This is a genomic window from Pseudomonas sp. THAF187a (assembly GCF_009363395.1).
Classification (GTDB): domain Bacteria; phylum Pseudomonadota; class Gammaproteobacteria; order Pseudomonadales; family Pseudomonadaceae; genus Aquipseudomonas; species Aquipseudomonas khazarica.
Genome location: NZ_CP045349.1, coordinates 4,407,672 through 4,420,816 on the forward strand (window position 1 = coordinate 4,407,672; position 13,145 = coordinate 4,420,816).

13 protein-coding genes are annotated in these 13,145 nt (G+C 63.4%); 11 read left to right on the plus strand and 2 right to left on the minus strand.

Annotated elements, in window-relative coordinates:
* Positions 1-61 precede the first annotated feature (61 nt).
* Positions 62-1,414, minus strand: a complete 1,353-nt coding sequence (mpl, locus tag FIV02_RS20495) for a UDP-N-acetylmuramate:L-alanyl-gamma-D-glutamyl-meso-diaminopimelate ligase (RefSeq protein WP_152489659.1) — start codon at positions 1,412-1,414, stop codon at positions 62-64.
* Between the two features lie 244 nt (positions 1,415-1,658).
* Here mpl and FIV02_RS20500 point away from each other — a divergent pair, with 244 nt between their 5' ends.
* The 4 genes from FIV02_RS20500 to FIV02_RS20515 all read left to right on the plus strand — a co-directional run bounded on the left by FIV02_RS20500 (position 1,659) and on the right by FIV02_RS20515 (position 5,156).
* Complete coding sequence (locus tag FIV02_RS20500; RefSeq protein WP_371923190.1) at positions 1,659-3,032, plus strand: C4-dicarboxylate transporter DctA; 1,374 nt, start codon at positions 1,659-1,661, stop codon at positions 3,030-3,032.
* A gap of 47 nt (positions 3,033-3,079) precedes the next feature.
* On the plus strand, positions 3,080-3,778 hold the full coding sequence (locus FIV02_RS20505) for a FadR/GntR family transcriptional regulator (RefSeq protein WP_134675776.1): 699 nt from the start codon (positions 3,080-3,082) through the stop codon (positions 3,776-3,778).
* Between the two features lie 85 nt (positions 3,779-3,863).
* Positions 3,864-4,565: a GntR family transcriptional regulator gene (locus tag FIV02_RS20510; RefSeq protein ID WP_256663009.1), complete on the plus strand. Its 702-nt coding sequence runs from the start codon at positions 3,864-3,866 to the stop codon at positions 4,563-4,565.
* 135 nt (positions 4,566-4,700) lie between these two features.
* The gene (locus tag FIV02_RS20515; RefSeq protein WP_047591094.1) at positions 4,701-5,156 is read left to right on the plus strand and encodes a GNAT family N-acetyltransferase; all 456 of its coding nucleotides are present in this window, start codon (positions 4,701-4,703) and stop codon (positions 5,154-5,156) included.
* Positions 5,157-5,159: 3 nt separating this feature from the next.
* Here FIV02_RS20515 and FIV02_RS20520 read toward each other — a convergent pair whose 3' ends face one another.
* Complete coding sequence (locus FIV02_RS20520; RefSeq protein WP_152489662.1) at positions 5,160-6,743, minus strand: protein kinase; 1,584 nt, start codon at positions 6,741-6,743, stop codon at positions 5,160-5,162.
* A gap of 114 nt (positions 6,744-6,857) precedes the next feature.
* Between FIV02_RS20520 and FIV02_RS20525 the strand changes: the two genes are divergently transcribed.
* From FIV02_RS20525 to FIV02_RS20555, 7 genes are all read left to right on the plus strand, one after another.
* The gene (locus FIV02_RS20525; RefSeq protein WP_134675779.1) at positions 6,858-7,685 is read left to right on the plus strand and encodes a zinc-dependent peptidase; all 828 of its coding nucleotides are present in this window, start codon (positions 6,858-6,860) and stop codon (positions 7,683-7,685) included.
* A 77-nt stretch (positions 7,686-7,762) separates the two neighbouring features.
* Positions 7,763-8,290 (plus strand): inorganic diphosphatase, encoded by a 528-nt coding sequence (gene ppa, locus FIV02_RS20530; RefSeq protein ID WP_013717208.1) that lies wholly within the window; start codon positions 7,763-7,765, stop codon positions 8,288-8,290.
* Between the two features lie 203 nt (positions 8,291-8,493).
* Positions 8,494-9,699 (plus strand): integrase arm-type DNA-binding domain-containing protein, encoded by a 1,206-nt coding sequence (locus FIV02_RS20535; protein ID WP_037051483.1) that lies wholly within the window; start codon positions 8,494-8,496, stop codon positions 9,697-9,699.
* A gap of 301 nt (positions 9,700-10,000) precedes the next feature.
* Entirely contained in the window at positions 10,001-10,468 is a 468-nt protein-coding gene (locus FIV02_RS20540) for a hypothetical protein (protein ID WP_141239066.1), read from the plus strand.
* Positions 10,469-10,662: 194 nt separating this feature from the next.
* Positions 10,663-10,992, plus strand: coding sequence for a hypothetical protein (locus FIV02_RS20545; RefSeq protein ID WP_037051480.1), 330 nt, complete (start codon positions 10,663-10,665; stop codon positions 10,990-10,992).
* Between the two features lie 90 nt (positions 10,993-11,082).
* Positions 11,083-12,051, plus strand: a complete 969-nt coding sequence (locus tag FIV02_RS20550) for a DUF932 domain-containing protein (RefSeq protein ID WP_037051478.1) — start codon at positions 11,083-11,085, stop codon at positions 12,049-12,051.
* A gap of 80 nt (positions 12,052-12,131) precedes the next feature.
* The gene (locus tag FIV02_RS20555) at positions 12,132-13,136 is read left to right on the plus strand and encodes a YqaJ viral recombinase family protein (RefSeq protein WP_152489663.1); all 1,005 of its coding nucleotides are present in this window, start codon (positions 12,132-12,134) and stop codon (positions 13,134-13,136) included.
* Positions 13,137-13,145: the final 9 nt, after the last annotated feature.

The following is a 13,145-nucleotide window of genomic DNA, read 5'->3' on the forward strand; positions in this document are numbered from 1 at the left end:
GTGTGCCCCGCCGGTTCATCTGGGTGGCGGGCTGCCCCGCCCTGTCACCGGGTTATGCGTCTCAGGCCAGGGCCTGCGCCAGCTTGCCGTGCAGGCCGCCAAAACCGCCATTGCTCATGATCACCACCTGGGTGCCCGGTCGCGCCAGCGCCTTCACCCCATCGATGATCGCCTCCAGCGAATCGCACACGCGGGTCGGGTTGCTCGCCCCGGCAACGGTGGCGGCCAGGTCCCAGCCGAGGTTCGCCGGCGCATACCAGAACACCGCGTCGGCCTGCACCGCCGATTCGGCCAGGCCATCACGGTGCGCGCCGAGCTTCATGGAATTGGAGCGTGGCTCGATCACCGCGATCACCTGCGTGTCGTCACCCACGCGCTTGCGCAGACCATCCAGGGTGGTGGCGATGGCCGTCGGGTGATGGGCGAAATCGTCGAAGACGGTGATGCCGTTCACCTCGGCGACCTTTTCCATGCGCCGCTTGGCATTGACGAAACGGCCCAGCGCCTCGATGCCGAGGGCCGGCACCACGCCGACATGGCGCGCCGCAGCCAGGACGGCCAGGGCATTGGCGACGTTGTGCTGGCCGGTCAGGTTCCACTCCACGGTGCCTTCGACCTTGCCCGCGAAGCTCACCTCGAAGCGCGAGCCGTCGGCAGCGAGCAGCCGCGCCTGCCACTGGCCGCCGTCGCCGGTGGTCTGCACGGGCGTCCAGCAGCCCATCTCGATCACCCGCGCCAGCGCCGTTTCACTGGCCGGATGGATCACCAGCCCCTCACCCGGCACGGTACGCACCAGATGATGGAACTGCCGCTCGATGGCCGCCAGGTCCGGGAAGATATCGGCGTGGTCGAACTCCAGGTTGTTGAGGATCGCCGTGCGCGGACGGTAATGCACGAACTTGCTGCGCTTGTCGAAGAAGGCGCTGTCGTACTCGTCGGCCTCGACCACGAAGAACGGCGTCCCGCCCAGGCGCGCGGAGATGCCGAAATTCTGCGGCACGCCACCGATCAGGAAGCCCGGGCTCATGCCGGCATGCTCCAGTACCCAGGCCAGCATGCTCGAACTGCTGGTCTTGCCGTGGGTGCCCGCCACCGCCAGCACCCAGCGCCCCTGCAGCACGTGGTCAGCCAGCCACTGCGGGCCGGAGACGTAAGGCAGGCCCTGGTTCAGCACATACTCGACGGCGGGGTTGCCCCGGCTCATGGCGTTGCCCACCACCACCAGATCGGGTGCTGGCTGCAGGTGCGCCGGATCATAGCCCTGCAGCAACTCGATGCCCTGGGCTTCGAGCTGGGTGCTCATGGGCGGATAGACATTGGCGTCGGAGCCGGTGACGCGGTGGCCAAGTTCCTTGGCCAGGACGGCCAGCGACCCCATGAAGGTGCCGCAGATGCCGAGAACGTGGATATGCATGGATGACCTCAAGAACGGGCCGCTTCAGCCCGGAAAGCTTGCCGCAGGTTAGCACAGCGCCCAGGCCAACCCCATGCCCGACGCAGCAGCCGTTTGACCCGCGCGCGCAGAAAAGATCACGGCACATCGCAGAATTCTGCGCACGGCATGCAGGACAAACGGCGCTTGCCAACCGGCAAGTCTTGGCAGTAGGCTCAACTGGTCTGACCGGTAATACCACAATAATGAATAGCGCTCGCCACCCATGCCGCCAGAGGCACCGCGAGCGCGCCGAACGGAGACCCCCGCCATGCTACTCAAGCTCTGCTCCCGCTCGATATTTCTGCAAGTCATCATCGGCCTGATTCTCGGCATCCTTGCCGGCGTTGCGCTGCCGGAACTGTCGGCGCAACTCAAGCCGCTCGGCGATGGCTTCATCAAACTGATCAAGATGCTCATCGCGCTGATCGTCTTCTGCGTCGTGGTCAACGGCATTTCCGGTGCGGGCGACCTGAAGAAGGTCGGCCGTATCGGCCTGAAATCGGTGATCTACTTCGAGGTACTGACCACGGTCGCCCTGGTCATCGGCCTGAGCGTCGCCTACGGCCTGGGTCTTGGCTCGGGCGCCAACATCGACCTGGCCAGCCTGTCCGGCAGCGAGGCAGCGGCCCTCAGCTCGGGAACCCACCTGCACGGCCCGGTGGAGTTCATCCTCGGCCTGATTCCCAGCTCGGTATTCAGTGCCTTCGCCGAAAACAACATCCTCCAGGTGCTGCTGTTCGCCGTGCTGTTCGGCAGCGCCCTGAACCTGGTGGGCGAGCAGGCGGCCGGGGTGTCGAAGCTGATCGGCGAGGTCAGCCACGTGATCTTCCGCATCATGGGCATGATCGTGCGCCTGGCCCCCATCGGGGTGTTCGGCGCGGTGGCCTTCACCACCAGCCGCTACGGCCTGGAATCCCTGAGCCACCTGGGCGCCCTGGTCGCCGTCTTCTACCTCACCTGCATCCTCTTCGTGGTGCTGGTGCTCGGTAGCGTCCTGCGTGTCTGCGGCCTGCCGCTGCTGCCGTTTCTGCGTTACTTCCGTGAAGAACTGGTGATCGTCTTCGGCACCGCCTCCTCCGATGCCGTGCTGCCTCAGGTGATGCGCAAGCTGGAACGCATGGGCATTCGCAGCTCCACCGTCGGCCTGGTGATCCCCACGGGCTACTCCTTCAACCTGGACGGTTTCTCGATCTATCTCACGCTGGCCGTGGTGTTCATCGCTCATGCCACGGGTACCGCGCTCTCGGCAGGTGATCTGCTGACCATTCTGCTGGTGTCGCTGGTCACCTCCAAGGGCGCCCATGGCATTCCCGGCTCGGCCCTGGTGATCCTCGCAGCCACCCTGACGGCCGTTCCCGCCATCCCCGCAGCCGGGCTGGTGCTGGTACTCTCGGTCGACTGGTTCATGGGCATCGGTCGGGCATTGACCAACCTGACCGGCAACTGCGTCGCGACCGTCGCCATCGCCCGCTGGGAGAACGACATGGACCTCACTCGGGCCCAGCACTGCATCGCCGAGCATGCACAAGCGCGCAACGCCGAGCCCTCCGGCAGCCCACACGCGCCACTGGCTCGCCCCGGCAAGACAGACGCCTGAGGGATGACGGCGGCCCACAGACGATTTCAACCATAGGGGAAGGCTCAATGTTCGCCTCATCCAAACGAGTCGATTCGATCGTTCAGAAGCTCCTTGAGCCCATAGAGCGCGGACAATGGGCCGTGGGCCAGATGCTGCCAGGACAACGAGAGCTGGCCGAGCAACTCCAGATCAGCCGCCCCAGCCTGCGTGAAGCCATCACCGTGCTGGAAACGCTGGGCGTCCTGCGCTCCCTGCCAGGTAAGGGCGTGCAGGTGCTGGACAGCTCGCCGCAGCAACGCGACGGCGCGGCCCGGCAAGCGATTCCTCGCTCGGCCACCCTGGAGAACGTGCTGCAGTTGCGCTATGCCCTGGAGCCATTCATCGCCGGCCTGGTGGCGCAGTCGATCGACGACAGCGCGCTAAGCCAACTGCGCCTGCTCGTTCTGGACATGCGCGAAGCGGTGGAGGAACGCAATCCGCAGGCGCTGGGCACGGCCTACTCGGCCTTCCATCGCAAGCTGGTGGCAATCACCTCCAACCCGATCTTCCTCAGCGTGTCCCAGCAGACCGCTGGCGCACTGGAGCAAAGCGACGGCCCGACCCTGCGCGAGCCTGAACACGCCGAGCAGGTTCTCGAAGAGCACGAAACCATCCTGCGCGCCATTCGCCGCCGTGACAGCGAGCTGGCCAGCCGCGCCATGCGCCAGCACATCCTCAACGAAGGCAGCCGTCTCGACCTGCAGCTGCAACTGCCAGAAACCTGAACGCGGCTCGTGCCCTCGGAGATCCTCAGCGATGCGAGTCATCACCCCCGGCCCAAGGCCCGCGCAGCAGCAGCCTCCGCAGGGCATGAGCAGACCACCGGAACAGACGCTCTACGAGGCACTGCAGGGCGCCATACTGCAACGCCGCCTGGCACCGGCGGCAGCGCTGGACAAGGCGACGCTCGGCCAATTGTTCGGCCTGAGCAGCAACGCCGTGCAGCGAGCGCTGCAACGTCTGGCGCAGGATGGCGCCGTGGAACTGCCAGCCAACCAACCCGCACGGGTGACGCGCCCCTGCGCAAAACGCGCCGGCAAGTTGCTGCAGGCCCGCCTGTCGCTCGAGACGCAGATCCTCAGGTTGCTCCCTGCCCGCCTGGAACAGGCCGAACTCGAAAGCCTCTGCGGGCAGGTACAACGCCAGCGTGACTGCCTGCAACGACGCGACCACGCGGGCCTGATCGAAGCCGTGAACGGCGTGCACCTTCAGCTGGCAACGCTGGCGGACAACCCCTGGCTCCGGGATTTTCTCGCCAGGCTCCTGCGCCAGACCGCCCTGCATGTCGCGCTCAGCCGCACCCAGCCCTACGATGCAAGCGCCTGCGATGAGCAGCAGCGACTGATCGAGCGGCTGACCGAAGGTGACAACGCCGGTGCTGAAACCCTGATGGAGCATCACCTGCGCAACCTGTTCGCCCGCCTGCGCTTCATCCCGCCGCCCACCACCGACCTGCACGCCGCCTTTGCCGGCAGGTTGGCAAGCAGAGCCACGGCACGAATCCGACGCTAGGTTCGCAGCCGAACAGAATCAAACGCTTGCTTGGATTGCGCTTTCAACTGGCTTTGAGGCAGCATCGTTCGGGCGACTGGCACAACAGCTGCATCGTCACGCCTGCCCCATCACAGACAGAAGCCGAGGCCCACCATGCGCATCGTCCAAGCCACCCTGGAGCACCTGGACCTGTTGAACCCGCTGTTCGTCAAATACCGCGAGTTCTATAACGAACTGCCGTACCCGGAGTCCTCGCGCAAGTTTCTCGAAAAACGCCTGCGCCGCAAGGAGTCGGTGATCTACCTCGCCCTGGCCGACGACGAAGACAAGCTGCTCGGATTCTGCCAGCTGTACCCCAGCTACTCCTCGCTGTCGCTCAAACGCGTGTGGATCCTCAACGACATCTATGTCGCCGAAGACGCTCGCCGCCAGCTGGTAGCCGACCGCCTGCTGCATACCGCCAAGCAGATGGCCAAGGACACCCACGCGGTGCGCATGCGCGTGGCCACCAGCCGTGACAATGAAGTCGCGCAGAAGGTCTACGAGTCCATCGGCTTCGTCGAAGACGAGCAGTTCAAGAACTACGTGCTGCCGATCAACAGCGACTGAGCCTCACCCGCCCAGGCTCAGCAGCAGGCCCAGCAACAGCGGCAGCACGAGCGCAGCCAGGGTCAGCAGCCGCGCAGGCTGCAGCGAAGGCCGCTGCAAGGCCCGGCTGCGGCGCTGCTGCAACGGCTGTTGCAAGGCCAGTTGAAACTCCGACAGCGCCTCGAAGCGCGCCTGCGGCTGCGGGGCCAGTGCCCGCGCCAGCACGCCATCCCAGCCCTGGGGGGCGCGCACGGCGAAGTTGGCCAGGGGCACGTAGCAATGTCCGGGACCGACATCCGCTCGCGCTGCCTCGGGCCATTGCCCACACAACAGCCAGTACGCCAGCGCCGCCAGCGCGAACTGGTCGGCGCGGCCATCCAGGGCACGCCCGCTGCGCAGTTCCGGCGCCAGCGGCAGCGCATGCTCGGGCAACGGCTGACGCGCTACGGCGGGCAGAATCGCTGCGGCGCCGGGCAGCAACAGCACCCGGCCGTCATCGCCCAGCAGGATCTGCCTCGGGTTGAGCCACAGCCCCTGCATGCCCCGGCGCTGCAACGAGCGCACGGCGCCGATCAGTTGCGCCAGCACGCTCAGCAGCGTTTGCGCATCGGGCGCCCCCTGAGCGGCCACCCAGTCGACCAGATTGCGCATGCCACGGGGCGGCGCGGCCAACACCAGGTAGGCCCGCGTGCGGGCACGCAGCGACGACAGCACCTGCGGCAACGCCTGGTGCGTGCTGCGCCGCAACGCCCACTCACGCTGCCAGAACGCCTCGTCGGCGGCCTCTTCGGCAAACCACAGCAGCGCGTCTCTTCCCGCCTCGTCACGGGCGAGGAACATCCGCCCGGCAGGCCCATAGGCGCAGTCGCGGCGCAGCGTCCAACCGTCGATCCGCTGACCGCACGCCACCTCGGCCAATGCCGGGCAGCTCGCCACGGGTGCCAGCACCGGCCACTCCTCGCCCGCTCCGGCACGCAGCAGCACCGCCGCCCCGGGGGCCTGCAGCAGAGGCTGGAGCAGCTCGCCTGGGGACGCGTCGAGCTGACCGCACAATGCCTGCAGATCGCTGACGTCGAGCAACGGCTGCGGCGCCAGCAACACCCGCTCGTCACGCTGCAACAGCAGACTGTGCTGCACCAGGGCCAGCTCCGCCTGCCCGCCCAGAGCCTGACCGTCACGCCCGACCAGGGTGCTCGACGCGCCGCAGCGAACCCGCGTCAGGCCGACGCTGCCCGCCTGCAGAAACTGCAGTTCCTCGCCCTGGATCAACAGCATGCCGGCATGCAGCTCGGCCACGCCCTGCCCGCTCTGGCGCCGGCGAAACAGCTGCAGGTTCAACGCCGCCAGCACCTGGCGCGCGGCCTGGGTCTCGCTCCAGCTTTGCGGGGTGCAGCGGAAATCGGCGAACAAGGCATCGAGGTGGCGCTCCAGGTACTGCACCACATCGGGGCAGTGGCGCGCCCAAAGGAGCATCACCAGCAGCAGCGGCGGGCGCTGCTGCCGGCCCGCCAGCCACATGGCCCGCGTGCGCGCAGCCTGCTGCGGCAAGTCCAGTCCCGCGCCGGACGCCAGACTGACGCCGGGATGTTCGAGCAGTTGCAACGCCATACCCCGCCCTCCTGTAGCAGCGATGTCACTGCCAGCGTTGCAGCCTTTGTGCCGACTTGTGGCAAAGGCCGCCCGCACTTATGGTGAACGGGTCTTTTCCATGAGCCTGTCTGCATGTGGTCCTTCAAGGCCTGGCGCCGCCGCCGCACCCTCGAACACAACCCCGTCGATCCCGCCCAGTGGGCCGAGGTGCGCAGGCACCTGCCCATTCTCGACGGCCTCGATGAAGAGGAAGAGCAACTGCTGCGCGAACGCGCGGTGCTGTTCCTGCACGACAAGCACCTGACCACGCTGTCCGGCCTCGCGCTCGGTCCGGTCGAGCGCCTGCTGCTGGCCGTGCAGGCGCAACTGCCGTTGCTGCACCTGGGCGAACTGGAGTGGTATCGCGGCTTTCACGAAATCGTGCTGTACCCGGATGATTTCCTCAGCCCGCAGCGCCATCGCGACGCCAGCGGCATCGAGCACGAGTGGGATGACGCCCGCAGCGGCGAGGCCTGGCAACAGGGTCCGGTGATCCTGGCCTGGCCCGGCGTCGTGGCCAGCGGCGGCTGGGAGGGCTACAACCTGGTCATCCACGAGCTGGCGCACAAGCTGGACATGCTCGATGGCACCGCCAACGGCCTGCCGCCCCTGCACCGGGACATGCGCGTGCTCGATTGGGCCAATGCCATGCAGACGGCCTATGAACGGATGAATGCCGAACTGGATGCCGACCCCGAGGCCCACACGGCCATCGACCCCTATGCCGCCGAAGACCCGGCGGAGTTCTTCGCCGTGACCAGCGAATACTTCTTCACCGCCCCGGACCTGCTGGCAGCGGCCTTTCCCGAGGTCTACCGGCAGCTGTCGCTGTTCTACCGCCAGGACACCCTGGCCAGGCTGCAGCGCCTGCAGGCGGAACACCCCGATTACAGGGAGGTCGAAAACGCGACCAATGGCTGAGTAGGCCAACGTAGTAACGCCATGCGAATACGCCTATAATGCGCCCCACTTTTTTGGCCCTCCCTGGGAGTTCCCCCATGAGCTACAGCAAGATCCCGGCTGGCAAAGACCTGCCGAACGACATCTACGTCGCCATCGAGATCCCGGCCAATCACGCGCCGATCAAATACGAAATCGACCACGACACCGATTGCCTGATGGTCGACCGTTTCATGGCCACCCCGATGTTCTACCCGGCCAACTACGGTTTCATCCCGCACACCCTGGCTGACGACGGCGACCCCCTCGACGTGCTGGTCGTGACCCCCTACCCGGTCGCTCCGGGTTCGGTGATCCGCGCGCGTCCGGTCGGCGTACTGCACATGAGCGACGAAGCCGGCGGCGACGCCAAGCTGGTTGCCGTACCGCACGACAAACTGACCGTTCTGTACAAGGACGTTCAGGAATACACCGACCTGCCCGCGCTGCTGATCGAACAGATCAAGCACTTCTTCGAGAACTACAAAGATCTCGAGAAGGGCAAGTGGGTCAAGGTAGAAGGCTGGGGCGGCGCTGAAGAAGCCCGCGGCCTGATCAACAAGGCAGTCGCGGCTTATCAAAAATAAGCCCTGACCACCTCCGAAAAGCCGGCCACAAGCCGGCTTTTTTATTGCCCGAAGAAATCCAGCAAGATCCTACAGCCCTAGCAAATACGCGCCTTACAGCTTAGCATCCGTCCCAAGACATCCCGTAGCCATCCATAAAATCCGCAACCAAGGTGTGGGTCAGAGTGTGGGTTGAGGGGTGTGGGTTGGAGTAGGAGCGAGTAATGGGCAAGCTGACCAGCAAGACCGTAGAGTCGATAGCCAAGGCTGCAACGCCAGGAAAAACCAATGATGGCGATGGCCTGTACTTCCAGGTATCCAAGAGCGGCGGCACCAGCTGGATCTTCCGCTACAAGCTGGATGGCCGCAGCCGCGAAATGGGGCTAGGCCCCTTCCCCGCCATCACACTCAGCCAAGCCCGGCAGTTGGCCGCCGACCAACGCAAGCTCCTCGCCTCCGGAAGCGACCCACTGGCAACCCGCGATGCGGCAAAGGAAGCCAAGCGCGAGGCCGAACGCCAGGCTGCAGCGCGTCGCACGACGTTCGAGGATCTCGCTCGCGAATACCAACAGGCACATGGCGGCAGTTGGTCTGAGAAGTGGCGAAAAGGCTGGCTGCGCAAACTGGAGCTCTACGCTTTCCCGACCATGGGCAAGTTGTCGGCTGACATCATCAGCACCGAGCATGTGCTTGCTGCATTGCAACCCATCTGGGTAACCAAGACCCGGACTGCTGATGAAATCAGAGGCCAGATCGAGCAAATACTGGATGCAGCCAAGGCCAGGCGCTTACGCGAAGGGGACAATCCTGCCCGCTGGCGCGGACACCTGGACAACTTGCTGAGCAAGGCAGAGAAAAAGAAGGCCAGGCAGCGCCAGCACTTTCCAGCACTGCAATGGAAAGACACCCCGAAGCTGATAGCCGCTCTAGCAAAAATCGATACACGTGACGCCATCGCAGCCAGGCTGCTGATTCTGACCGGCGCTCGTTACCACATGATCCAACATGCTCAATGGCCCGAGTTTGACCTCGAAGCTGGCACTTGGGCACTGCCGGCTGAGCGCATGAAGATGCGAAAACCTTTCGTCATTCCTCTATCGCCCCCGGTGGTCGAGATGCTGAAAAGCATGAATAAGACTCATTCAATATATCTTTTCCCTGGGCAAGGGAAGACTGGTGTCATGCATGGCAACGCCGTACGCAACCTGCTGCACAAGCTGGGGTATGCAGACATCACGAGACATGGCTTTCGATCCACCTTCCGGGACTGGGCAAACGAATGCACCAACTACCCGCGAGAGGTGTGCGAGCTTGCGCTTGCCCATGACGAACGCGACCAGACCGAGGCGGCCTATTCACGCTCGGACCTCTTGGAAAAACGCAGGGCACTAATGACTGACTGGGCCGAATTCTGCACGAGCCAACAGTGACCGTTTTCAATCACCCCTAAAGCAACACCCCTGAAACGACCTACTCTGTTAAGTGAGAGCCGATTCAGGGGTGGGCTTTCGCCCCCCATAGCGCAACGAAGTCCCATGGCTCATGACTCAAGGCCAGGTTAATCGTCAGCATGCGTAGCTTCTCAGCTACACATACTTTCAGCGTGACTTTTTCTTTGGCAGCACCAGCAATGAGTACAGCGTAAAGCTAATAAATCATGAGCACGCCAAGCATGACGCCTAACCGATATCCATGAAGCAATAGAACAAAAAACCAGCAAGGAGACCAATAATGAGAGCAGCCATATTAGTCTTGGCGACCCTGTATTCGACATCATCAATTGCAAATGGCTATTGTGAAAGCCGGGACACTCCCCGTGCAGTAATGCAGTGCTACGACGCTATAGCCCTTCCAGAAGTACAAAAGATGAAAGGCCTCTATGAAAAAATACGAAACCACCCAGCCACAACCCAAGAGGCACTACAGCAACTTGAATTCGACCATCAAAACTGGGCGGGGCTCATGGATGCGAGCTGCCGTGACTCACGCTGCGGCTATATAGCCCTGGTCAATCGTAACAATGCTCTGGCCACTCGCCTCGAAGCTCTAGGTCCTGTACAGGCAGGAAATCCAGCACCCGAAAGTTGCGTGGACGCCTGGATTGCTGCCTTTAGGAAAGAGGCGGGTGAAGAAGCACTAATCGTGAACGAACAACTCAATGAATGGAATGACTGGTGTGCAAGCGGGAAACACCCATAATCTGAGGGCGACGCCGGATCTGCACACCCATGGCCGGCTACAGCCTGAAGCAGCCAACCAAAACTAAATGCTGACTGGCTGACCGATAAAAGCTAGTGGCACCCTTGGTTTCGCAGCTGCAAAACAGCCATTCGATTCAAAAAAATCTCAGCCACACATTACTGCAATGACATCACACCAATGAGGTTCGCCCCATGTCATTGCAGTGCCCTCGCTGTCACTCCCCCAAAGTTGCTTCCTTTCATCACGCCATGAAAACTGGTGCCACCATCGGCACGGTAGGCGGTGTTGCGCGTGGCGTCAGCGCTGCCCTGGCTGGCGGCCAGGCTGGCGCAGTTATCGGCGCATTCGCCGGCCCGGTCGGCATTACCCTCGGTTCCGTATCAGGCGCCATCCTCGCCGGCCTGGCGGGAGGTGTCGCGGGCTGCGCTCTCGGTGCTCAGCTCGGTGAGTCACTCGACCGCCACGTTCTGGCCCACAACCTCTGCCTGCTCTGCGGTCATCGCTTCAACCTCCCGACCTGATCGCCCCCTCTTCTCTCATCTCAGTCGTCCGGACGGTGCTGCGCCTCGCGCGGCGCTTTATGCCGGCTTGCATCCAAAGGAATCCCTCACATGGCACATCTCGTCGAAACCATGGCCTACGCTGGCGCCACCCCGTGGCACGGCCTGGGCAATCAGCTCACTCAGAAACAACCCATCGAAGTCTGGCAGCGCGAAGCCGGTATGGACTGGCAGATCCTGGAAAGCCCCGTGCACTTCAAGTCGGACGCCATCGGCCACCTGGGCGCGATCCATTCTTTCCCCGAACAGAAGGTGCTCTATCGTTCGGACACCAAGGCACCGCTGTCGGTGGTCTCGCACCGCTACCACACCGTGCAGCCCAAGGATGTGCTGGAGTTCTACCGGGACCTGACCGAGGTCTCCGGCTACGAGCTGGAAACCGCTGGAGTGCTCAAGGGCGGTCGCAAGTTCTGGGCGCTGGCGCGAACCGGCCAAGGCGCTGCAATCAAGGGCAACGACCAAGTGAACGGCTATTTGCTGCTGGCCACTTCCTGTGACGGCACTCTGGCCACCACAGCAACGCCCACCACCATCCGCGTAGTTTGCAACAACACCCTGACCATCGCCCTGGACGGCACCAGCCGTGCGATCAAGGTGCCGCACAGCACACGCTTCGATGGCGATCTGGTGAAGAAGCAGCTCGGTATCGCCGTCTCGCAATGGGATGACTTCATGTACCGCATGCGCCACCTGGCTGAACGCAAGGTGCAGTGGCATGAGGCACTGGGCTTCTTTATGAACGTGATGTGCGACACAAGCCCGACTGGCGCACTGCCGGAGCAACTGCCCAACGAACGCGCTCTGCGCAAAGTGCAGGAGCTGTACGAAGGTCGTGGTCGCGGCAGCCAGCTGGACTCGGCACGCGGCACCGCCTGGGGCTTGCTCAATGCCGTGACCGAGTACGTCGATCACGAACGCCGGGCACGCAGCACGGAATACCGCCTCGACTCTGCCTGGTTCGGCCAAGGTGCCCAGATCAAGCAACGCGCTCTGGATACTGCCCTGCAACTGGTCGCCTGACCTTTTTACCTACTCCACCCCATAACGCCCGACCCGCTTCGTTGCAGGTCGGGCGTTTCTATTTCTGCAAGGTGAACGCTATGAAAGCCACTTCATTGAATCGCAGCACCAGCAAATCTCGTCCAGCTCTGCGCCTGGTCAGCACTAAGGAGCTGCCGCGCGAGGACTGGCTGCAGATCCGCAAGCAAGGTATCGGCAGTTCGGACGCAGCTGCGGCAGTAGGGCTGAACCCCTATAAGTCGCAGCTGGAACTCTGGATGGAGAAGACCGGTCGCGATGCCAGCATGCCCAAGGCTGATCCTCAGGATGAGGAAAGCCCGATGTACTGGGGCAACGTGCTGGAGCCCATCGTAGCCTGGCACTACAGCAAGCGTACAAAGAACAAGGTACGTCGCATCAACGCCGTGCTGCAGCATCCCAATCCCGAGCTGTCCTGGATGCTGGCCAACATCGACCGCGAGGTGATCGGGGCCGACGATGTGCAGATTCTCGAGTGCAAGACAGCCGGCATAAACGGGGCACGCCTCTGGAAAGAGGGCGTGCCGGAGTATGTGCAGCTGCAGGTGATGCACCAGCTCGCCGTCACCGGCAAGCAGGCGGCGGATGTGGCGGTACTGCTGGGTGGTCAGACGCTGGAGATCCACCGTATCGAGCGGGATGAGCAGATGATCGCTAGCCTGATCGAGCTGGAGCGCCAGTTCTGGCACTACGTGGAGACTGATACGCCACCCCCTGCCGATGGCTCGGCTTCGGCGGAAATGGCGCTACGCAGCCTGTACCCGGAGGACAACGGCCAAGTCGTCGACTTCAGCCAGCATGCCGGGCTCAGCGCGGCTTACGTCGAGCTGAAAGCCGTACGTCAGTCGATTGCCGACAAGGAAAAACGCGAGGCTGAGCTAAAGCAGATGCTGCAGCAGGCCATGGGCGATGCCAGCCGGGCGGAGTTCTCCAGCGGCTACATCAGCTGGCGCAAGGCCAAGGACAGCATCGGCTTCGATGTCGCTCAACTGCTCAAGGACAAGCCCTACCTGCAAGCCAAGTACCCACTGCTGAAACCAGGTGCACGACGCTTCCTGGTGGGCTGAAACCCAACT

Excerpts from the sequence above, each read along its gene's own strand:
- FIV02_RS20550 (WP_037051478.1), top strand. The coding sequence starts at position 11,083 with ATGGCACATCTCGTCGAAACCATGGCCTACGCTGGCGCCACCCCGTGG.
- mpl (WP_152489659.1), bottom strand. The coding sequence starts at position 1,414 with ATGCATATCCACGTTCTCGGCATCTGCGGCACCTTCATGGGGTCGCTG.
- FIV02_RS20525 (WP_134675779.1), top strand. The coding sequence starts at position 6,858 with ATGTGGTCCTTCAAGGCCTGGCGCCGCCGCCGCACCCTCGAACACAAC.
- FIV02_RS20515 (WP_047591094.1), top strand. The coding sequence starts at position 4,701 with ATGCGCATCGTCCAAGCCACCCTGGAGCACCTGGACCTGTTGAACCCG.
- FIV02_RS20535 (WP_037051483.1), top strand. The coding sequence starts at position 8,494 with ATGGGCAAGCTGACCAGCAAGACCGTAGAGTCGATAGCCAAGGCTGCA.
- ppa (WP_013717208.1), top strand. The coding sequence starts at position 7,763 with ATGAGCTACAGCAAGATCCCGGCTGGCAAAGACCTGCCGAACGACATC.
- FIV02_RS20500 (WP_371923190.1), top strand. The coding sequence starts at position 1,659 with ATGCCGCCAGAGGCACCGCGAGCGCGCCGAACGGAGACCCCCGCCATG.
- FIV02_RS20555 (WP_152489663.1), top strand. The coding sequence starts at position 12,132 with ATGAAAGCCACTTCATTGAATCGCAGCACCAGCAAATCTCGTCCAGCT.
- FIV02_RS20520 (WP_152489662.1), bottom strand. The coding sequence starts at position 6,743 with ATGGCGTTGCAACTGCTCGAACATCCCGGCGTCAGTCTGGCGTCCGGC.
- FIV02_RS20510 (WP_256663009.1), top strand. The coding sequence starts at position 3,864 with ATGAGCAGACCACCGGAACAGACGCTCTACGAGGCACTGCAGGGCGCC.
- FIV02_RS20505 (WP_134675776.1), top strand. The coding sequence starts at position 3,080 with ATGTTCGCCTCATCCAAACGAGTCGATTCGATCGTTCAGAAGCTCCTT.
- FIV02_RS20545 (WP_037051480.1), top strand. The coding sequence starts at position 10,663 with ATGTCATTGCAGTGCCCTCGCTGTCACTCCCCCAAAGTTGCTTCCTTT.
- FIV02_RS20540 (WP_141239066.1), top strand. The coding sequence starts at position 10,001 with ATGAGAGCAGCCATATTAGTCTTGGCGACCCTGTATTCGACATCATCA.